The organism is Methanobrevibacter intestini (assembly GCF_047402955.1).
GTDB classification, from domain to species: domain Archaea; phylum Methanobacteriota; class Methanobacteria; order Methanobacteriales; family Methanobacteriaceae; genus Methanocatella; species Methanocatella intestini.
In genome coordinates this window covers 1958886-1982910 of the sequence record NZ_CP187956.1, presented here as the reverse complement: position 1 = coordinate 1982910, position 24025 = coordinate 1958886, and the positions used below count along the sequence as shown (strand labels likewise).

12 protein-coding genes are annotated in these 24025 nt (G+C 29.6%); 2 read left to right on the top strand and 10 right to left on the bottom strand.

The features are described 5' to 3' along the window. Positions 1-5: 5 nt before the first annotated feature. The gene (locus ACMC9J_RS09210) at positions 6-185 is read right to left on the bottom strand and encodes a hypothetical protein (protein ID WP_019263972.1); all 180 of its coding nucleotides are present in this window, start codon (positions 183-185) and stop codon (positions 6-8) included. An 84-nt stretch (positions 186-269) separates the two neighbouring features. Here ACMC9J_RS09210 and ACMC9J_RS09205 point away from each other — a divergent pair, with 84 nt between their 5' ends. Further along, positions 270-1064, top strand: a complete 795-nt coding sequence (locus ACMC9J_RS09205) for a peptide-methionine (S)-S-oxide reductase (RefSeq protein ID WP_427003292.1) — start codon at positions 270-272, stop codon at positions 1062-1064. Here ACMC9J_RS09205 and ACMC9J_RS09200 read toward each other — a convergent pair. From ACMC9J_RS09200 to ACMC9J_RS09190, 3 genes are all read right to left on the bottom strand, one after another. Beyond that, positions 1051-2208 (bottom strand): MalY/PatB family protein, encoded by a 1158-nt coding sequence (locus ACMC9J_RS09200; protein WP_048202783.1) that lies wholly within the window; start codon positions 2206-2208, stop codon positions 1051-1053. The genes ACMC9J_RS09205 and ACMC9J_RS09200 overlap by 14 nt on opposite strands. 215 nt (positions 2209-2423) lie before the next feature. Further along, the gene (locus ACMC9J_RS09195; RefSeq protein WP_019263975.1) at positions 2424-3296 is read right to left on the bottom strand and encodes an Mrp/NBP35 family ATP-binding protein; all 873 of its coding nucleotides are present in this window, start codon (positions 3294-3296) and stop codon (positions 2424-2426) included. 79 nt (positions 3297-3375) lie between these two features. After that, the gene (locus ACMC9J_RS09190; RefSeq protein ID WP_004033913.1) at positions 3376-4710 is read right to left on the bottom strand and encodes an FAD-dependent oxidoreductase; all 1335 of its coding nucleotides are present in this window, start codon (positions 4708-4710) and stop codon (positions 3376-3378) included. A 125-nt stretch (positions 4711-4835) separates the two neighbouring features. On the opposite strand from ACMC9J_RS09190, the gene ACMC9J_RS09185 reads away from it, so the two are divergent. Next, entirely contained in the window at positions 4836-5462 is a 627-nt protein-coding gene (locus tag ACMC9J_RS09185) for a chloramphenicol acetyltransferase (RefSeq protein WP_004033915.1), read from the top strand. Here the strand turns inward: ACMC9J_RS09185 and ACMC9J_RS09180 are convergent. From ACMC9J_RS09180 to ACMC9J_RS09155, 6 genes are all read right to left on the bottom strand, one after another. Then, positions 5446-5775: a TIGR04076 family protein gene (locus ACMC9J_RS09180; RefSeq protein ID WP_004033917.1), complete on the bottom strand. Its 330-nt coding sequence runs from the start codon at positions 5773-5775 to the stop codon at positions 5446-5448. The two genes, ACMC9J_RS09185 and ACMC9J_RS09180, sit on opposite strands and share 17 nt — an antisense overlap. 30 nt (positions 5776-5805) lie before the next feature. After that, a complete protein-coding gene (npdG, locus tag ACMC9J_RS09175; RefSeq protein WP_004033919.1) occupies positions 5806-6486 on the bottom strand; it encodes an NADPH-dependent F420 reductase in 681 nt (226 codons plus the stop codon). Between the two features lie 21 nt (positions 6487-6507). Then, positions 6508-7056: a DUF2284 domain-containing protein gene (locus ACMC9J_RS09170; RefSeq protein WP_004033921.1), complete on the bottom strand. Its 549-nt coding sequence runs from the start codon at positions 7054-7056 to the stop codon at positions 6508-6510. Between the two features lie 73 nt (positions 7057-7129). Then, a complete protein-coding gene (locus tag ACMC9J_RS09165) occupies positions 7130-10123 on the bottom strand; it encodes an Ig-like domain repeat protein (protein ID WP_427003291.1) in 2994 nt (997 codons plus the stop codon). 209 nt (positions 10124-10332) lie between these two features. Then, positions 10333-17940: an Ig-like domain repeat protein gene (locus ACMC9J_RS09160; RefSeq protein WP_427003290.1), complete on the bottom strand. Its 7608-nt coding sequence runs from the start codon at positions 17938-17940 to the stop codon at positions 10333-10335. Positions 17941-18140: 200 nt separating this feature from the next. Next, entirely contained in the window at positions 18141-23903 is a 5763-nt protein-coding gene (locus tag ACMC9J_RS09155; RefSeq protein ID WP_427003289.1) for an Ig-like domain repeat protein, read from the bottom strand. Positions 23904-24025 lie beyond the last annotated feature (122 nt).

Below are 24025 nucleotides of genomic sequence, written 5' to 3'. Positions count from 1 at the left end.
TCACTCTATTGTCTTGAAGCAGATTTATCTAAAGTAGCTTGAATTTCATCAATTCTATCAACAACCACTTTAATAGCTTGTTCACCTTGACGGGTAGGATTAATACCTTGCTCAACTAATAATGCATCCCTAATATCCCTTAATCTATCAATTGAATCAATTTTCATTATTGTACTATAAAACATATTTCTCCTCCAAAATTTATTATTAACTATATTACATTTTTATTTAGAATAATTTATAAATCTTATCATATTAAAACAAATATTATGAAATACAACATTAAAACAATCTACCTGGCTGGAGGGTGCTTTTGGGAAGTGGAAGCATACATTTCAAGATTAAATGGAGTTATACAAACAGAAACAGGATATGCAAATGGTATAACCCATGATCCAACATATGAAAAAGTAGCTGCAGGTAAAACAAAACATGTAGAATGTGTAAAAGTAAATTACAATACTTATGAAACAACATTGAAAGAAATACTTAAAGAATTTCTAAAAATAATTAAAAAACCAGCCAAACCGCAACACAAATTAGGAATTTACTGGCATGAAAGTAAAGATGCAAAAACAGTTTTAAAATTCTTAAAACAATCAGAACCCAAATTACCTGTTGAAGCAAATTTTTTAAGAGGATTTTATCTTGCTGAAGAAAAATATCAGAAATACCTAGATAAACATCCTGAAATAAACTCAGATATTGAAATAAAAATGAATCCAAGTGATAATTTAACATTGCTTTCATATCAGGTAACTAAATTGGCTATGAACGAAGAAGCATTTAGCGGAAAATATGCTGATTTTGATGAAGAAGGAGTGTATGTAGACATTACAAACAATGAAGAACTGTTTTCATCAAAAGATAAAATAAAAACCAATTCAGGATATGCATGTTTTAGTAAAGCTATTGATGAAAATGCAATTGACAATCTTCGAGATTTCTCATATGGGATGGTTAGATTAGAAACCAGAGCATCTAAAAGCGGAATACATTTAGGATATAAAAGAAAATGCCATTATGAAATAAACTCCGCAGCACTTAAATTTATTTATAAATAGCTACACCTTTTTTAATAGCTTTTAAACCATCCATTAATAATTTCCTTGGACAGGCAATGTTTAACCTTAAAAATTCATCACTGTTTTTACTAAAATCAACACCTGCAGATAACAGCACTCCAGTTTTTTCATTTAAAAACTTAACAAAATCCTTTGAAGAAATATCTAAACTGGAACAGTCCAACCATAATAAATAAGTAGCGTCTGCATCTATTAACTTAATTTCAGGAATTTCATCTTTTATAAAATCAGCTACAAATTTCTTATTGTCATAGAGATACTGGCGTAATTCATCAAGCCAAGGCCTGCCATTTTTATATGCTGCTATTGCACCAGTTATAGCAAAAATATTGGCTCTACTAACCCACTCAACATCTAAAGCATTGAAAATATCTTCCTTTAATTTATCTCCAACAATATAAACTGCAGCAGTATTCAATCCCGCTATATTAAATGATTTAGTGGGAGAAACTGTTGTAACAGAATCATAATTGCTTATACTGGCAAAAGGAGTATATTTTTTATCTGGATCAGTTAAATCACAATGAATTTCATCAGATATTATATTTACATCATATTTAGCACACAAATCAGCTATTTTTTCCAAATCCTTTCTGGACCATATTTTACCAACAGGATTGTGAGGATTGCAAAGCATCATCAGAGTTACATTTTCATCAGCTAATTTTTCTTCCAAATCCTTAAAGTCAATTTCATAGTTTCCATTTTTATACACTAACTGATTTTCCACAATTTCTCTGTTATTATCTTCAATTACATAGAAAAATACATGATACACAGGAGTTTGTATTAAAATTTTATCGTTTTCTTTAGTTAATTTACGAATAATAGTTGCTATTGCAGGCATTACCCCATTGGCAAATTTTAAATTGTTTTTATCCATATTTAATCCGTAATATTTCCACCAGTTAATATATGCATCATACCATTCATCTGGAATTATGGCATATCCATAGAGATTTTCATTAGCTTTATTTATAATTTCTCCGGATATTTCAGGTGCAACTTTAAAATCCATATCAGCTACCCACATCGGCAGCTTAGTATCAAATAAATCCCATTTTAAGCAGTTGGTATTTTTACGATTAATTATGCTGTCAAAATCATACTTCATACAAATCATTTTTAATTTCTTTTATAGCTATTGCTGGAACACAAACAGCTAATTAACAACATTATTTCCAGTAGTTACATTGCCTCCAATCTATATATCATCATAACTGGAGTTGCTGTTTATATTTTATTTCTTCTAAAGATATTGCCCTTATTAATGCAGTTTACATAGCAATTATAAGACATTAAATATTTTATAAAAAAAGTAGTTTAAAAAGAAGAGAATTAATCTTCTTTTTTAAAGAAATCATCCTGAATATCATTAACTATTTCAGTGAATCTTTTAGTTACATCTGATTTAGGTTCAATAGTAACCATTACTCCACCTTTATTAGGTGAATTTGATACTTTTTCAGTTAATGGTAAATCTCCAAGATAAGTAATTTCCATTTCATCAGCAAACTCTTTTCCATCACCTTTACCAAAGATATGGAGTTTTTCACCACAATGCGGACATTCATAGTAAGCCATATTTTCAACTAAACCAATGTTTTCCACATTTAACATTTCAACCATTTTTACACATTTTAAAACATCTTCCTGGGATACTACATTAGGAGTAGTTACCATAACTACTGCATCAATATCAGGAATTGTCTGTAAAACTGTTAATGGTTCATCACCAGTGCCCGGCGGGTTATCAATAATAAGAACATCAAGAGGACCCCATGCTACATCAGCTATTAACTGTTTAATACTTCCTGTTTTTTGTGGACCTCTCCAGATAATAGGTGTGTCGATACTGTCTAACATAAATGCCATTGACATTACTTTAAGACCGCTTGGTGCTTCAACTGGCATCATATGACGTTCTTCGTTAATCATAATGTCCTGATCTTCTACACCTAACATTTTTGGTATGTTTGGACCATGAATATCTGCATCCAATATTCCTGTAGTAAATCCTTCTTTTTGAAAAGCTTCTGCAATATTTGCAGCTACTGTTGATTTTCCAACTCCACCTTTACCACTCATAACAGCAATTTTATATTTAATTTGTCCTAAGTTTTTTGAGAGGTTGAGCTGTTGTTCAATCATTTGTTTTTGTTGTTCAGGAGTCATTTCTCCTCCATGACCATGATGTCCATGTTCTGGCATAATATCACTCTCTAAAAATTTTATTTCTTATATAATATATTATAGTAACTAAAAGTATTTAAAAGTTTACACATAAAAGTTAGTTAAATTTCTTACTAACTTCTTCTACAGCAAGTACTAAAGGATCAGTAACCATAGATACTGGAGGCGCATAAGCAAATTCAACATTACTTAATTCAAAGCAACTTAAGCCCTGAGTAATAGCTAAAGTCATTGTATCAATTCTTTCAGCTACTCTTTCTTCAGCAATTATTTGACAACCGATAATTCTACCATTACAGTCACAGATAATCTTAATATCCATAGGTTTAGCATTAGGATAATAACGGGCTCTTGTAAGTGCTTCTACTTTTTCAACAATAGGTTTAATATTGTTTTGCTGAGCAAAACTGGACGTTAAACCAACAGCACCAAACTCTAATTTACCTACTTTAGAAACCATAGCATTTAATACAGGATTGAAATTAGATTTTTTACCAGTTATTGTACGAGCTAATGTCTTGGATTCACGAACAGCAGTAGTACCTAAATGACTGATGGTATTAGCTTGAAGAATTAAATCCTGAGATTCAACACAGTCTCCAAGAGCATAAACATCTTCAACAGAAGTTTCCATTTTTTCATTAACTAAAATAGCCCATCTTCCGATATCACAGCCAGCCATTTTAGCTAATTCCAATTCAGGCCTTACACCAGTAGCTAAAATAACCATATCTGCATCAATACAGCTTCCGTCACCGAAATATGCTTTTTTAACTTTTCCATCTTCTCCTTCCAATTTAGTAATAGGTTCACCAAGCATTACATGAATATTTTCCATTTTCAAATATCCGGTTAAAATATCAGCCATATCACTATCAAGAGATCTTGGAACAATTTGAGGCATCATTTCACTTAAAGTAACATTTAAACCTAATTCTTTAAGAGCAAAAACAATTTCAATACCAATTAATCCGGCACCAGTTACAACAGCACTTTTAGAAGTTTTAGCCCATTGCTGAACTTTCCTACCGTCCTCAATGTTTCTTATTTGGAAAACACCCTCTAAATCCACACCTTCCATAGGAGGTACAAATGGGTTTCCCCCAGTAGCTAAAACCAATTTATCATAATCAATAGTTTTTTCACCATCTGCATTTTCATAAGTGACAGTTTTTTTACTGCTGTCAACTGCAGTTACTTCAGATTTTATTAAAACATCAATATTGACTTCTTTATAATCTTCAGGTGTTTTCATAATAATATCATCAAAAGAAGAAATCTTTCCAGACAATACATAAGGAATAGCACATGGAGAATATGCCACATTTTCATCACGAGTTATAACAGTAATTTCTGCATCTTTATCTAAACGCCTAATATTTGAGGCAGTAGACATTCCGCCTGCTCCCCCACCAACAATAACAACTTTCATCGTTAAAACAACCTTTTTTTAAACAAATTAACAAAATATTTATGAATTTAACATTAATATTTATTAAAATATAAGTATAAAAAAGTAACTATCAAAAAAAGTTCAATTTAAAAGGTGAAATAAATATGAAAGAAATTGATTTTAATTTAAATGAAAATCCTTTTATTAATTTCCAGTCATCAAGATATTCAATGACTGCCAGAATCAACGTTGAAAAAATGTGGAAATATTCAAAAGAAAATAACTATTCATTTTTTGTATTGTCTTTAGGGTGTTTAATGGAAGCTGTAAACTCCATACCTCAGCTTAAAAGAAGAATAGTTAACGATAAAGTAATTGAACATGATTATTTAGATGGAGTCTGCCCAATAATGGATGAAAACAATGAAATCTATAAAGAAATGAGAGTAAAACCACCTGAAACATTTAATGACTTTGAAAACTGGCATAATTATGTTAAAAAAACATCAGCTGATGTGTTATCCAGCAAAATAGATGAATTCAATGTTAAAATGGAAAAACGAGACTGTGAAAATATAGCTAATTACTCCTGTATCCCATGGGTTGATTTTGAATCAATAACAAGTGGAATATTAACTGGAAATCAAATACAGCCATTAATAACCTGGGGAAAAGTAAATAAAAACTATGAAATGAGTGTAGCTATTACTGTAAGCCATATTTTTGTTAATGGCAGAGAATTAGGATTATTTTACAAAAAAGCACAGGAAAACTTTAATCATCTGAAGTAGATTCAATATCAGTAGTTTCCAATTTAAATATAACTGGCCTTAACCCATCATTACAACTGACAATAGCTATACCTGGTTTTTTAATCCAATCCCCATAATAAAATAAATTATCAACACCGTGAGACAATGCAAATACATACTGATATATTGCTTTCCATGCTTCATCACAAAAGCCTTCAGGCTTTGCCCAATCCCCATAATAAACTTCACCTTCATTTAGAATCGGACATACTCCCAAATCATCAATACCATATTCTTTAGCCAAATCCTCTTGGAATGTTGTTTTTAAAACTGTTATTTTTACTTTTTTCATTGTAATTCAAAAAAAAATAAGGTAAAGATTTTATTCAAAATCAATACCAGTTATTCTAAATCCACCATAATGAGATTTGAATTTAATGTTCATACCAATTAGCAATGGGGTAATAGATTCAATTAAATGAGCTTTATTTAATGGCCCAATATCAATAGATCTTAAACCAGGTATTTTTTCAATAATATCACTAGCTATCTCTTTAGCTTCCTTATCATCACCACAAATCAAACAGTCACATTCAATTGGGTCTGGAATATTTGCCAAATGAGAGTTACTAATATTATTAAATGCTGCAACGACTTTAACATCTGCATCTTTTAAGATTTTTGCCGCCCTTTCTGCTGCTGAACCCGGATTTATATGTAAAGGATTACTTACCGGTCCGCCAATAGCTGTTTCCAATGGTACAGTTGCATCTAAAAGTACTTTTCCTTTTGCATTTTCTTTAATAGTCTTTAAAGTTGCACTTTGAGCCTGTAAAGGTACAGTTAAAATTAACACATCAGCTGCAGCTGCTGCATCTTCATTAGCCATACCAACTAACTCTTTAGGATTGTGCTCTTTAATTTCCTCATTAGCTTCACCAACAACAGTTAAAGCTTTTTCTTCTTTACGAGATCCCACAATTACATCTTCACCTGCAATAGCTAAACGTTTTGCAATTCCAAGACCTTGAGGTCCTGTTCCACCAATTATACCAATTTTCATTTTTTTATCCTCCAAAGAAAGTTATTTTTTGTCATAGAGTAAACCACCGACAAAAATCATATATTCAGGTAATTTCCCATCTTTTGCATAGATGATTTTATAACCAAAAGTATCTTCAATTGTTCTGTCAACATCCCCACCAAGTGATTCAATAGAATATCTTAACTTAAATGGCATCTTACAAGGCATACCAATTGTTTTAGTGCATTTCATACATAAATTACAGTGCCCAATAAATAAACCTAAAGAATCTTCACTTTCCAATGCATATATGTCATTCATTAATTTGACTTTCATTCGCTCAAGTCTTTTTATAATAAAATTCAATTCATTAGGGGTATATGTTCTGTCTAACTCCTCTTGTGAAAAATCAAATTTAAAAGCAATTATTTTAAGTTTATTATATGAATTCCAGATTTCATCAGGGTCAAAATCAAAAGGAGGGCAACCCCAATTGTTGTCATACTGATCACATTCTTTACAGATTTCTAAAAATTTTTCTATGTCAACATATTTATCATAATATTCAGACACGTTAACATCTGCTGTGAGTTTACTTATGTTAACCATAATATTATTTAAATAAAACAGTATAATAAAAGTTTCTAAAAAAAGAAAAAGATAAGAGATTAGTTAAAATCTCTTAAGCAATTGTTATAGTTCTTCCAACTTGGTATTCGTTCCAGATAGATGTGATAATATATTTACCTGGATTTAATCTAATTAGTAAGTTAGCCATACCATTTTCATCAGTTGTTCTGTTGTAGAATACACCGTTTACATTAAATGTTATGTTTTGATTAGCTAATGGTTTACCTTGACCATCTAAAGTTTTTGCAGTGAAATTGCTGCCGTCTTGGAATTTCATGTCTAAATCTTTTGTAATTAAAGTTGGCAATACAGTAACATTATTTCCAACTGCATATTTACCATACATAGTTGTAATGATATAATCACCAGGATATAAATTAATATTTAATGTAGCAGTACCATTAATAACCTCTTTAGTGTAGAATACACCATTAATATTGAAGGTTACATTTGTACCATTAGCTGGTGTTCCATCACCATTTAATACTTTAACAACAAATTGTGATTCATTTTTGTAGTATTTTACTAAGTTTTCAGTTATTACAGTTGATAATACAGTAACATTAAATCCTAATTCTTCACCTGTTACAGAATTGAATGCAGTTAAAACATATTTTCCAGGGTTTAACCAAATACGTAATGTAGCAGTACCATTAGTAATATTTGCTTTATAGAATACACCATTAATATTGAATTTAACAGTAGTATTATCTTTTAATGCTGTACCATTGCTGTCAGTGAATTTTGCAACAAAATGAGTATCATTACGATAGAATTTAACAATATCATTAGCTAATATAGTTGGAGTTACAATTATGCTAGATTCTACAGTAGTATTTTCATAAGTAGCAGTTACTTTGTAAGATCCTGATACTAAATTAATATCCATAGATGCAACACCCGTTCCATTAGTAAGTTTTGTATAATTTCTGCCATTAATATTAAATGTAATATTAACATTTGCTATAGGATTATGACTTGAATCAGTCAAAATAGCAATAAGTTTATCAGCACTGCCATAAATTTTAACAAGTTCTGGAACATCAATTAAGAATTTAGGACCATTATTTGCTACAATAGTTTTATTATTAGCCTGAACAGTTTTATCTCCTAAACCAACATTTGAAACTAAAGAATTATAAGTTACAGATCCTGCACCAGTAGTATTAACTGTGTATTCACCAGTAGTTTTAACAGTACAGTTAGTTACAGTTGCATTACCATAAGCAATTTTAACACCGGTAGTTTCAGCAATGATAGAGTCACCGCATTTGCTTGCATTACCTATATTATTACCATTAGTGATAATATCATTTTTATTTAGGGTTACAGTACTTGCACTAGATGCAACACCTGTAGTAAAGTTACCAACAAGAGTTATTTCGTTTCCAATTAAAGTTTCATTATTTCCACTTACATAAATACCATAAATGTAACTGGAGTTACCTACAACATTATTGTTGTTGTATGTAATGTTATTGGCTTTGTCACCCCAATTACTTGAGTAAATACCATATGCAACAACTGGAGATTCAACAAACACTTCATTGTCTTTTAAAATACCATTTGAATTGTCATATATTTGAATACCATCAGCATAATAGTTATCAGAATCAGAGTAAAAAGCATTTGATGCTATTGTAAAGTTTTTACCACTAATAGTAATACCGTAAACATAGGTATGACCTTTGGTACTTATATTGTTGTTTTCTATAATTGCATTATTTCCACCTTCAATGTATAAATTATGAATAGTATCATAAGCTCCACTAGCATTGTTATATTCAATAGCAATATTGTTTGAAGCTATATTTAAATTAGCAGATCCTTCAACATAAATACCTGCAGACATTACAGTAGCAGCCCAAGTAGGAGGCATATAATTTACAGGAACTGAAGGGATTTCAGCAAAAATATAATTATTTAAAATATTCACATTATCAGAATCAATTATTCTAATAATATTATTAATGCCATTGCCATTAGTTTTACCGGAATAAACAATAGTGTTGTTGTTAATAGTTAAATTAACTGCATTTTCAGCATTAATTACAAAACTGTTTTTATCAAAAGCACTATTAACTGAAAATATGTTGGCATCTATATTTGCATTAGCTCCTCTTACATCAATTGCTGATTCAACACCACTAGTGTTAGTTAAAACAATGGCAAAATTAGAAACAGAAATATTATCTGCTTTAATTACAAGAGAAATATCCTTTAAAATAGCTTTTTCACCAATTAAATTGATTTTTTTATCAATAGTAAGAGTACTTAAATTAAGTCCACTGAAATTACCTGCAAATATTAAATCAGAAAAGGTAATATCATTATTTAAAACACCATCTTTCCCAAAGTAAGTGAAAAAGGTATCATTTGTAACAGTGTTACCAGTTACAGTGAAAGTAGTGTTAATAGTTTTATTAGCATATTTTTTATCACCAAAGTAAACTACAGTAGCATTAGTATTTCCTGTAGCTAAATTTGGTATAGCAATAGTAGTTTTACCACTAACAAGTTTTCCATTGTAAGTTTTATTGCCAATAGTTATATTTACATCACCAGTTGCATCTTCAGGTAAAGTTATAACTGCAGAAACATTATTTCCATAGAATACAACAGGTGCATCTATAGTCATGTTATACACAGAAATTTTATTTACATTAAATACAAATGGGGTGGAATTAGTTCCATTATAACTTGCAATTATACTATGTTTACCAATTTCTAAGTTTGTAAAAATTACACTTGCACTACCATTAGTAATAACTCCAGATTGATTGATTTTATTATCTAAACTGAATTTAATATTACCAGTAGTAGTATTTGGAATTATTTTAGCTTCGACAGTTGCATTTTCACCATAAGTGATATCTTTAGCTGTAACATCTATAGATATATCATTAGTTGCTTCACTTACAACTGCATTATCATCATAAGATGATAATACACTAACATCATCAGTTGTGTTATCAGCAGCAGAAACTGCTGAAAGTGAAAGAGCAACTATAGCAACAAGAAGAAAAACAAGTATCTTTTTATTCATAATTAATCTCTCCATTATATATAAGAATATTCTTAGCATCCATATTATGCCATTTATCCAACTATATGAATGCATGTAATATATATTTGCTCTAATACAATATAATCCTTTTGAAGATAAAAACAAATAATATCGCCTATACTTCAATATAACAGTATTATTAAAGTTAAAAAGAAAAAAAAGTAAAGAAGAATTTAAAATCTTCTTTTTTAAGCAATTGTAATATTGTTTCCAACTTGGTATTCGTTCCAGATAGAAGTAATGATATATTTACCTGGGTTTAAGCGTATATTCAAGTTAGCTATACCGTTTTCATCTGTTGTTTTATAGTAGAATACACCGTTTACGTTAAATGATATGTTCTGCTTAGCTAATGCTTTGCCTTGACCGTCTAATGTTTGTGCAGTGAAATTGCTGCCGTCTAAGTATTTCATGTCAAGATCTTTGGTAATTAAAGTTGGCAATACTGTAATATTGTTAGATACCCAGCAGCCTTCGTATTCAGCTGTTACGATGTAGGTGCCCGGACGTAACTTAATACCTAAACTAACGATACCATTGTCATCAGATACTCTGTGGTAAAAGACTCCGTTGATGTTGAAGGTTACTTCCTGACCAGCTGCTACTTTACCGTCTTTACCAATTACTTTAAGAGTATAGCTGGATTCATTTAAGTAGTATTTAATCAAATCAGAGTTATCAACAAGTAATGATTTGACAGTTACTTTATTTGAGTTTTCCTCACCGGTAACAAGATTATAATTGGTTATAATGTATTCCTTAGGAAGCAGTTGGATGTTTAAAGTAGCTATACCTTCACCATTGGTAGATTTAGTATAGAAAACACCGTTAATGTTAAACTTAACAGTAGCATTAACTAAAGCCTTACCGTTGCCATCTAAAAATAGTGCAGAATACTGAGTTGCATTTCTAAACATTTTAACAATATCCTGGCCAATAACAGTAGATTTAATTGTTACTGTTGAGCTAACTGTTGTGCTATTGTAAGTAGCTGATGCATTATAAACTCCGGCTTTTAAATTAATGCCCATTGAAGCAACACCACTCCTATTAGTGTATTTAGTATAATTCACACCATTGACAGTAAAAACAATTGATGCGTTAATAATTGGATTTCCTTGACCATCAATTAAAGTAGCTATAAGCTTGTCTGTTCCTCCCTGGAATTTAATAAGTTCATTAATACTTAACTTAAATTCTACAGGAATTACTGTTATGTTTCTAATCAAAGTAGCAGAAGCATATTTATCATCACCACTATAATTAATTTCAACACTATGATTTCCACTAGTTAAATTATTAATAACCACTTTAGCACTACCATTGTTTACAACAACACTTTCTTTTTTACCATCTACACTAACAATTACATTTCCAGTAGCATCTTCAGGTAAAACAATACTTACACTTAAATCATTGCCACTAACATTTGTATCAGCTTTAATATCAGATGAATATTTATTTATTTTAAAAGTTGTATTAGCTGATGCAGAACCATATAAATCATTACCAGCATATTTAGCTATAACATCATATGTTCCACTACTTAAATTAGCTATAGATAAAATAGCTTTATTGTCTTTTATTAAAACAGGATATTCCTTATTATTAACAATAAATATTATTTCTCCAGTTACACCATCAGTAACTTCTGCTTTAATAGTTACATCAGATCCAACATAAACATCTTCAGAAGTTAAATTTATAACAGACGGGAATTTGTTAACTGTTAAATTGTTTAGTGTTTTTGACGGAGCATAATATCCGCTACCTTCAAAGACTACTTCAATCAAATGAGTTCCAACACCTAAACTAGCTACAGGTATTGAAACATTACCAAATTCATCAGTAACTTCTTTCCAAACTTTATCTCCACATTTAATTATAATATTCATTCCAGATAATTCTTTTCCATGAATATCAGTTAATGAGATTGTATAATTCTCATTTATAAATAATTCATCATCTTTAACTACAATTACTGTTGGGAATGCATCAGGAGTGTTATTATAAACTTTATTTAATTGTGAAGCATTAACAGATTTATCTCCAAGGAATTTGCCAGATACCAAATAATTGCCTGTAACTGTATTTACCTGAGTATTGCGTTTATCAATCATTACTGTATAATCACCATTAGCAATTATTGTATTGTTATAAGCTCCTAATTTAGAGTATTTTACACTGTTTTTATCTCCAGTAATTATAATTCCAGTATTTGCTCCTCCAAGAACATCACCACCAGTGATAGGTCCAATTCCACTTCCTAAAGATTTAATTGTATTATTAAATACTTTAAGATTTTTAGAAGAAGACATTATACCCATTGTAATATTACCTTTTGAGATTATTGTATTTCCAGTGACCTTTTCATCATTTCCCATAAGCTCCATAGCATAAGCTGTATGAGCATTAGCTAATATTGTATTGTTTATATAATCAACATTAACAGCCCCATTTATTGCTTGTGAATATATTCCATAAACAACATCTAAAGCTTCAACACTAACAGAATTATTAAATAATTTACCTGTGATAGGACCGTCTACTTCAATAGCATTTGCATAGTAATAATCACATTTTGAAGTGATGATATTGTCTGCAACATTTATGTTTAAACATCCGACAACATTATAATCACTGTCCATTACACTGACAAATTTTAAAGCATAGGTATAATTATGTCCTGTTACATCAATTATATTTGATTTGACAACAGGATTTTTAGAAGCTCTTATTAAAATTCCTTCAATAGTATCAAACATTCCGCCGAAAGTAGTGTATGCATTTGTAACTCTATTATTTATGACTTTAACATTATCACTATTGTCTATAAAGACTGCTGCACTGTAAGTTATAGCTGCATAAGTAATTTTATCGTAATCAACTGCAAGAGAAGGCATTTTAGCATTGATAGTGTTATTTTCAATTACAGCACCTTTACAATCATCAATATGAACTGGATGATTAAGAGTTTTGCCTTTACTTTGACCAGAATATATGATTGTGTTATTAACTAACTGTAAATTACTTACTCCATTTGCATAAATAGCCATTGCATCAGATATACCAACATCATTAAAATTAATTAATGAATTTTTAACAATAACTTTATCTACATTTGTTATATAAATACCATAATTCTGTTTATTTATATTTATTGTAAAGTTATCAACAGATATGCCATTACCGATTAACTCTAAAAAGATATTATCTAAAGTAGTTGAATTAGTGCCTTTAAGCTTAATAGCTCTGTCAATAGTAATTGTATTTACTCCAAGGCCACTAAATAAACCTGAAAATATTAATTCATTTGCATCAATACTTTCTTTAAGCATACCATCATTATCAAAGAAGTTGAAAAATGTTGAATTTGTTACAATTAAAGAAGTTGAAATGACTTTAAGGACTGCTTTATCCATACTCTGATTATAAACACCATTAACATCCCCATATTTTGCAACTATATTATAACTGCCTTCTGTATAATTATTTGATAGAACTAAAGTAGCTACACCATTTTTAACATCAGCACTACCTACCAGTTTATCATTAATATAAAATTCAACAGCACCCATAGGAATATTATTTCCAATCGTATCTTTTATGACAGCAGTTAAATTTATATTTCTACCTAAATTAACAGTAGTATCATTTATATTAAGTGTTGTGTTTGTTTTAGCTGAATATAAGTAAACAGATTGATTATCTATAGTAGCTGAAATAATAGTTACTTTTTCAGGGATTGTGTACTCAACATTATACTGATTACTGAATGTTTCTGTAGGTGTTACAATTGTTACAGGACGTGCAAATTCTAATGCTTTATCTAATTTGGATCCGTCATTTAAAGTATCTAAAGCTACAGTTAATAAAACTTTATTTCCTTGAGTAAGGGGAGTATCATTAGTAAATGTCATTACAATCCATTTTGAAACAATTTCACCATTGACAAATGCAGACGGATTGTTATTAGTTCCCCACCAATTATTATCTGCTGTTATTTTGGTAATGACATAGCTACTAACTCCTTTGTATATAGCTGTGTTTCCATTATTGATTAAAGCAGAGTATGATATATCTAAAGTTGAACCTCTGATATAGATTGCTCCAGCTACATTATCTTTATTGTCTTCAAATACTGAATCAGAAATATCTAATTTACCCATTCTTTCAGTGTTTCCACCAATAAAACATATTGCTCCCCCACCATAATTTTCAGGTGAATTTGCAGTGTTATTGATGAATTTGGAATTTGTAATTTTTATTCCATCAATAAGCTGAAGAGCATGAATAGCTCCACCAGCAAAGTTTTTAGAAACTGAATTTGAAATAAATGAACAATTATCGATTAATATTTGTCCTCCAACAGCTTGAGCATAAATAGCTCCACCTGCATGATTATTCTCTCCTGAAGCTTCATTATCTTTAAATACAACATTTTGGAATTTGATATTGTAATTGTAATCATTGAATTTATCAATAAATATAGCTCCACCAATTGTTGCTTTGTTATTAGCTATTGTAGCATTAATTACTGTTAAATTACCTGCATTATAAATAGCTCCTCCATTCTTACTTGACTTTGAATTGGATAATGTAGTATTGATTAATGTTAAGTCACCAGCATTTCCAATTAAAGCTCCGCTTTCACTTAAAGTTCTTCCATTTGTAAAGTTAATATTTTTAATTATTACTTTTCCTTCAAGAATATATAAAACACGCTCAACATCTGCACCGCTAAGGGTTACAGTGCCTTCACCAGTAATATTGTAATTTCCATCGATTTTTACATTTCTGACAATATAAGTTCCATTAAGAATTATAATATTACCATTTTTATTAATAGACAATGCCTTTTCAAGAGAAGCTAGAGGAGAATCTATAGATCCGTCATTTGTATCTTTACCATCGGTAGAAACATAAGTTGTTCCGTTATAATAATTTGCATTTAAATCTATAGTAATTGTCTGATTATCAAATTTAACAACAATAATATTTGCTGTTTGAGTTAAAACACTGTATTTTGAAACAGCTATTCCATTAGAAATAATTGCTTCATTTTTAGTTAAATAACCGGTTGTTGTATCAAAATTAACAACTAAACCATCAAATATGTGATTATTTAAAACAGTTCCATTTTTACCGTCTTTTGTAATATAGTAATTTAAATTAGCTTCAATGTCAAATTGGTCGTAAAGAACAGGAATTCCCCTGTCATCATAAGTTACCTGTAAAATAATCCAGTTATCAATATTAACTCCATCGCCGGCAATATCGGCAGGATTTTTATTAGAACCCCACCAGTTAGTATTTGCAGTTATATAAATACCGCTAGATTTAGTTCCATGCTGAATAACAGAATTGTCTCCATTATTAAAAATAGCACAGTTATTTATATCTAATGTAATGTTTGAATTATCTGAATATTTATCATTATAAACTGCACCATTAGTATTATTATAAATTCTTGAATTGATTATAATTAAACTAGTACTAACACTGGATAAATCCTGATTTATAATAGCTGCTTTAGTACCGGTATTATTAGCTATTGTAGTGTTATCAATTGTAATTTTACTTCCATAATTCTGAATTGCACTTGGATAATTAATTGCTTTGTTAAAACGAATGAAAGAGTTGGTAATGTTTACAGTGGATGTTCTTGCATAAATAACTGCATTATTAGCAGTATTATTGTAGAAGTTACAGTTATCTACAATTATATTTGCATTTTCACCATAAAATGCTCCTCCCCATTTAGCAGTGTTATTGAAGAATTTTGAATTTTTGATTATTAAATCAGAATTATATGACTGAATTGTTCCGTCACTAAGAGCATTATTTGAGTAAATTTCACAATTTTCAATAGTTACTTTTGATGAAGCAGTATTGTAAATAGCTGATCCGCCTTTATTCCATCCGGATTTAGCTGTGTTATTGTTATTATGTAATTTAGAATTAGTAATTACAATAGTTCCTTTGTTAGTATTGTAAATAGCCCCACCATTTCCTGCTATATTTTCATATAAATTAACAGAATCCAAATAAAGATTAGCTCCATTATTGTAAATAGCTCCACCATCTTTAGCATTAACTGCATTTTTAACATTTAAATTTTTTAAATAAACTGTATTTCCGGAATTAATAGTGAAAACTACTCCTGAAGCATTACCGTCAACAACAACATTTCCTTCACCAGTTATATTTACATTTTTATTTACAATAACATTGTTTTCAACATAGTTTCCCTGAAGAAGAACTATTTTACCAGTATTTGCAAGTTCAATTGCTTTAGCTATTGTTTTAACCGGACTTAATTTAGATCCTTCATTAGAGTCATCACCATCTGGAGATACATAAATAGTATCTAAATCTTTAGTTACAATTGTAATATTTGTTTTTTGATTATTCAATGTTGCCCAGACAATGTTTTCTCCACTTTTAACTACATAATCTATTTTAGCCAGTCCATTTTCAATAGGTACCACTTTTTTAGTTCCATCCGGGAATTCAAAAGTAACATTTCCATAATCTGGAAGTTTATCATTTAATATATGTATATTTCCGTCAACATCAGCATATTTGGTTAAACCAGCTACAACTGTAATTGTGTTTCCAGGTTTTATATTAGTTGAAGGAGTATAATCCATATCTAAAATAGCCCATTTATTAACTGGATTTTTTGTATCTTTAACTAATGTAGTAAAATCAGGATTATCACTTCCCCACCAGTTATAATCATAAAGGCTTGTTCCTCTTGAACCGCCATTTACAATAGTATTTCCATAGTAATCTGTATTATTTACAAAAACAGAATGAGTTACATTAATATAAGAGTTAACTTGCTGAATAACACCAATTGCTCCATTAATACCTTTATTATTTGCAAAAACACAATTTGTAATGTTAAATAATACATCTGTTGTAATACCAACACGTATAACTACACCATATTTATCAGATGTTGGTGTAAACATTCCTTTTGCATCTAAAGTATTGTTAATAAAACGGCAGTTGTTAATTCTAAAATCTGCTCCAATAGTACTTACTCCAATAATTCCACCAGTATTAGCAGTAGAATAAAAATTTTCAAAAGTACAGTTTTCAATTAGTGTAGGGAACTTATTTCTAGAAAATGACAAAATAGAATTACCATATTTACCATTGATAAATTTGGAATTTGTAACAGTTGTTGTTCTAGAATCTTCATCAGCATTAACAACACAACCTAAACTATTGAAGAAACTGGAATTATCAATCAATAAATCTCCATTATTATAAAATACTAATTTATTATTAATAAAAGTAGAATTTATTACATTTAATTTGTTTTTATTGTTAAAAGCTGCACTATCAATCATATCTCCTTTACAATTTACAATATTGATATTTTTAAGAGTTAATTCCCCTTCATTTGTAATGAATGTAGAATATGAGCTTAAACCTGTTAAATTAACATTTCCTTCACCTTCAATTGTAACAATTTTAGAAGAAGGAATAGAAATAGAACTATATGAATATGCTCCATCAAGCATTATAATATTTCCACCATTTGGAACAACATTTAAAGCATAAGGCAAACTAGCTAATGCTTTGTCTTTTGTTGAACCGTCATTTGAATCACTACCAGTTTTAGAAACATAAACAGTTCCTGAAGTTGGTGATTCCAAACTAGAATCAGTATCACCAGCAGTAATTTCCGGAGAAGAATCAATACTACTTAATTGATAAGTAGTCGAATTATCACTCTCCTCAAATTCTATTGCACTTACCATGTTAATACTAAAAATCATTAATATTAACAGGACCAGTATAAAAATCCCCTTTGATTTGTTCAATTTTATCACTTTTCAATTAATTAGTTAATAAAGTAAAAAATACTTTAACATTAATTAATTATGTTTTATTTGCTAATAATAATTTCTAATTGACTTTAGATTATAGTGATAAAATTTTTAAAAAAAAGAAATTAAGAAGTTTAGAATAAAACTTCTTAAGATTTAATTGTAATATTGTTTCCAACTTGGTATTCGTTCCAGATAGAAGTAATGATATATTTACCTGGGTTTAAACGGATATTCAAGTTAGCTATGCCGTTTTCATCTGTTGTTTTATAGTAGAATACACCGTTTACGTTAAATGATATGTTCTGCTTAGCTAATGCTTTGCCTTGACCGTCTAATGTTTGTGCAGTGAAATTGCTGCCGTCTAAGTATTTCATGTCAAGATCTTTGGTAATTAAAGTTGGCAATACTGTAATATTGTTAGATACCCAGCAGCCTTCGTATTCAGCTGTTACAATGTAGGTACCCGGACGTAACTTAATACCTAAACTAACAACTCCATCATCATTAGATACTCTTTGATAGAATACTCCGTTGATGTTGAAGGTTACTTCCTGACCAGCTGCTACTTTACCATCTTTACCAATAACTTTAAGAGTATAACTGGATTCATTTAAGTAATATTTAACCAAATCAGAGTTATCAACAAGTAAAGATTTGACAGTTACTTTATTTGAGTTTTCCTCACCAGTAACAAGGTTATAGTTGGTTATAATATACTCTTTAGGAAGCAGTTGGATGTTTAAAGTAGCTATACCTTCATCATTAGTAGATTTAGTATAGAAAACACCGTTAATATTAAACTTAACAGTAGTGTTTACTAAAGCATTACCGTTGCTGTCTAAAAATAGTGCAGAATACTGAGTTGCATTTCTAAACATTTTAACAATATCATGGCCAATAACAGTAGATTTGACAGTTACAGTAGCATTAGCTACTGCTGCATCATAATCTTTGGTTCCATTAAATTTAACTGTAATGTTGTATTTACCTGGAACTAAATTAATGCTCATAAATGCACTACCATTTTCATTAGTATATTTAACATAGTCTTTACCGTTGATTGTGAAAATAACAGTTCCATTAACAATAGCTTTACCTAAACAATCTGTTAAAACAGCTTCAAGTTTTTCAGATCCGCCAAAGTATTTTTCTAAATCTTTAACATTTAAATTAGCTACAGTTGATTTAGTTACATTAAGACTATATACATTAGTCAAACTGTTATATTTATTGTCTCCAGTGTAACTGACTGTTAATTTATGATTTCCCGGAGTTACTCCACTCAATGTTGCATCAGCTTTTCCATTTACAATAACTACTGTTTTTGTAATGTTTCCAATAGTAAATGTTACATTTCCAGTTGCATCACCATTAATCTCAAATTTAACATTAATATCTTCTCCAAAGACACTTTCATTATTGAAAGTAACATTCATATTTGGAGTTGCTTTAGAAATATTAACAGTTCCATTTAAGTAATTAACAGTTATAGGTGTATTAATTGTATAAATAGCTGAAACAGCATGTTCCCCAATAACATTAGAAGAATATTGTGCAGTAAATACACCAGTCTGATTGTTTAAAGTAGCTGCAATTTCTTTACCGTCCACTTTAAATGTTACATTTCCTGGAATTATAATATTTTTATTATCATCATATAAAACAGCTGTTAAATTAGTAATTTCATTTAATGCAACATTAACTGTTTGATTGTTTAAAACAACAAGATAAGTTCCAGTTAATATATAATAATTATCATTAAATATAGCTGGACCATTACAATTAAATGAATTGTTTTGTAAGCTTAATGCACCAGTATTATTAATAACAATACCTTCATGAATATTTTTAACAACATTATCTACCAAATATACATGACCACTATTTTGAATAATTAATGCAGTTTCATTAAATGTGGAATTAACAATATCCAAATAACAATGCCCTGTAGACAATTCAAATAATCTTTCACCAGTGTTATTTACAAATTTAGAGTTTGTAACAGTTAAATTAGCATAGTAATCATTCGGATAATTATAATGACCGTACATATAAATTATTGAAGCATCCCTTGCTTCATTATTTATAAATTCACAGTTATCAGCCCATATAAATCCAAAGTAATTAGTCATAACTCCACCAGTGATTAAAGCAAAGTTATCAGTAAATTTAGAATCTGTTATATTTGTGTAAGCTATATTTTGACCATTGTAAATAGCTCCACCTTCTTTACGTGCATAATTATTATCAAATATACAATTTTCAATTACTGTCCAGTCAATTTTTCTAGTTATATTTTCACCAGAGTAATATGTTGATTGAGTATTACCTAATTCTAATGCACCACCATTTAAATCAGCAGTGTTATTAATAAATTCTGTGTCAGCTATAGATAAAAATGAAGAATGATCATATATTGCTCCACCAGAAGCATCATATCCTGTATTTTTATCGATTGCTTTATTTCCAATAAATGAACAATTATCAATGTATAATGGTGCTAAAGATGTAAAAATTGCACCTCCACGATTTCCATCATTATTGATAAATTTAGTACTGATTATTGTTTTATTATAACGTGAATCACCCATAAGATATAATGCTCCAGCATAAGTATTTGCAGAGTTATTCTCAAATGTAGAATTGATAATTGTTACTCCATAATCACCGTCTTTAAAAATAGCACCAGCATAAGTATTATTAGCCACATTGTTTCTGAATATGGAATTAATTACTGTTAATCCACCCCAAGACTCAATAGCTCCAGAATAACCTGCAGTATTGTTTTCAAAAGTACAGTTAATCACAGTTAAATTAGCTTTAAATTGGACAAAAACTGCGCCTGCATAAGATACAATATCATCTAAAGTATTTCCGTTTTTAAGAATAGCATTTTTTAAAGTTAAGCTGGACCATTTATCAATACTGAATAATCTGGAATTATTTCCAATAAATACAACTGGTTTATCGTTTATAGAAGTTATTGTAATAGTTTTATTAATTGAATATGGTTCACTTGGCATATATCTGTGACCAATTTCAATTTCTCCATTAACAATATATGATCCAGGAATTCCTTTTATAATATCATTAAATCCAGCAGCAGCTATAGCCTCTTCCAGGGTTTCGTATCCTGTTTCATTAATAAACCAGTAATTTTGAACATTTACTCTTAAGAGTCCTGTGTTGGTTTTTGCTGTTGTGTCACCTGAGAAAGTACCTGAAATTACATAATCTCCTGTATCGAAGTATTTATCTAAAACAGCTTTTCCGTTTATAATATCAGCTTCACCAATGTTTTCATTGTTTGCTGTGAAATTTAATTTTCCACCATTTATTGGATTGCCCATATCATCAGTAACTGTTGCAGTTAACTTAATTGTTCCGTTTTCAACTTTAACACTTTCATTATTTAGGAAAGTGACAACAGCAGTGCTGATTGCAGTTCCTTTAAAGTTAATAACTGCATTTTTACCACTCATTGTGTTGTTGATTAAAGTAGCACTGGATGATGCGGTAATAGCTATTGCATTATCCATAAACTGATTATTTTTAATAATATTAGCTGCAATCTTACCATAAGTGACAATAGCATTTTCAGTATTGGAATTGAATATGTTATTTGAAATTACAGTTAATTTAGAAGTTCCAGCATAAATAGCTCCACCATTATTGGAAGTGAAATTATTATTTTCAACATTTACAGTAGCAGTATTATACGCATCAATGTAAATAGCTCCACCCTGACCTGCAGAATTTTTCATAAAAGTGGAATTAGCTATCAAAGCATCAGACACCACACAAACAGCACCATAATAATCACCAGCATCATTATTTGTAAATGTAGAGTTTTCAATTATTAATTTTGAATTAGAATAAACTGCTGATCCAAAATTATCAACACCATCAATAAGTTTATTGTTTTGGAAAATAGAGTTAGTTACACTTAAAGAGCCTGCAGCACCAGCTTCACAAGAAATAGCTCCACCTGAATTAGCTACACAGTCTTTAAAAATACAATTATCAACTAAAACATTACCTTTATCAATATAAATAGCTCCGCCTTTAGAATCATCTAAAACTCCATTTACAAAAGTTAAATTATATATCTCTGCATCAGCTCTAATAGTTAATATTGATTTTAAATTATCACCATCAATAATAGTACTGTCTTTTGATTCACCAATAATAGTTACAAGTTTATTTACAGTTAAATCATATTCTTTATAAATACCATTACGGACAATAATAGTTTTATTTCCACCTAAAGCTTCATTTTTAGCTAATGCTGCTCCAATAGTTTTTAAAGGAGAATCAACAGTACCTTCATTTGAATCAGAACCATTATTAGCCACATAAATTATACTAGATACATCTACATCAACATGGAATTTTAATGAAGTGATATCTTCAACATTAATAATTTCATTACCTTTAGCTGTTGCAGTGTACATAGTAGAAGCAGTATTACTGGAAATTGTAACAGTTTCAGGGTTTAAATTACCTAATATAGATGTTAATTTAAATGTTGCATTAGGCATTGTTTTATTTAAGTTTTTAAAATTAGTTCCATCACTTGTAAGTTTGAAATCCACATTTATTTGAGCAATATCCCCAACATTAATATTGGAATTATCAATAGCTGCATCAATTACAACCCAATTATTAATAACTGCTTTAGAATCATCATTTAATTTAGGTTTGTTATTATCTCCCCAGAAATTATAATCCAAGTTTACTTTAATAGGACCAACATAAATTAAAGGTGCAGTTTCTTTAATATGATTATTGATAAAATTATTGCAATACATATCTACCCTGCTTTCACGAAGAGACACAATTCCAGACCATGCTCCAGAAGCTCCGGTAGCAGTGTTATCTATAAAAGTACAGCCTTTAATTACAGTATTTATATAGGATGTTACAGCAGCTGTTGAACCTTTATTATTTTCAAAAGTACAATTTTCTAAAAGTAAATACCTGTTAGTATTTCCATCACCACCACTTACAGATGAAGTTGATAAAACACCATTTGTAGCACCTGTAAATGTTAATCCGATCAATTTGGTGTTATCTGCCATTATAAATAACTGACGTTGATTTTGTGGAGTAATTACAACTTTACCGTTAGCAGTTATTGTTACATTAGTTCGGATATTATAATCATTAAGAACATAATTACCTTCATTTACAATGATTTCACAACCGGAACTCTTTTCAGCTTCATTTAATGCCTTAGCAATAGTTGCATAAGGATTATTTTGGGAACCGTTTCCGGAAGCATCACTACCTTTAGTATCTACATATATTTTAACACCATTTGAAACATCCGGAATCACAATACCCGGATTTACAATAGGAGTATCTTCTGATACAACAGTTATATATACACTAGACGGTGCCAAACCATCACTATACATTTTAAATTGATCATAATCATCATTTTCAACTGCAGTAAATGTTAATACATATGGAGTTGTTCTTGGTGTTAGACCTTCAAGTTCTGAAACCTTAATTGTAGGTAATGAACCATCTTTAATAGTCTTTTCAATACTATGTTCAACACCATTTCCATCTGTGTATTTACCAATGACCGTTAATTGATCCCAACATTGAGAACCTTCAAACCAATATAAATCACCGTTGATTGATGCATCACCACCTTCTTTTACAGTAATATAATCATTTTCAAACTTAATATATCCTTCATCATCAGTATGGTCATCAACACCAATGATACCCCCATAATTTACATCTTCAACAGAAAAATCTGTTTGTGCATCATTAATAGCTACTTCATTTACCATAGTGTCATTATTAACATCTGTTGCAAAAGAAGCAGGAATTAACAGAAGCATTAACAATGCTAAAAAGATTATTAATGCCTTCTTTTCCAATTTAACATTCATTTTTTTATTCCTCTTAACTATAATAAACATATTTGACTTAATTTTAAATAAATAGCCCAATATATCAAAATGAAATGAATTTTAATTCATAACGATTTTTATTTTTGTTTAAGGAAATATAT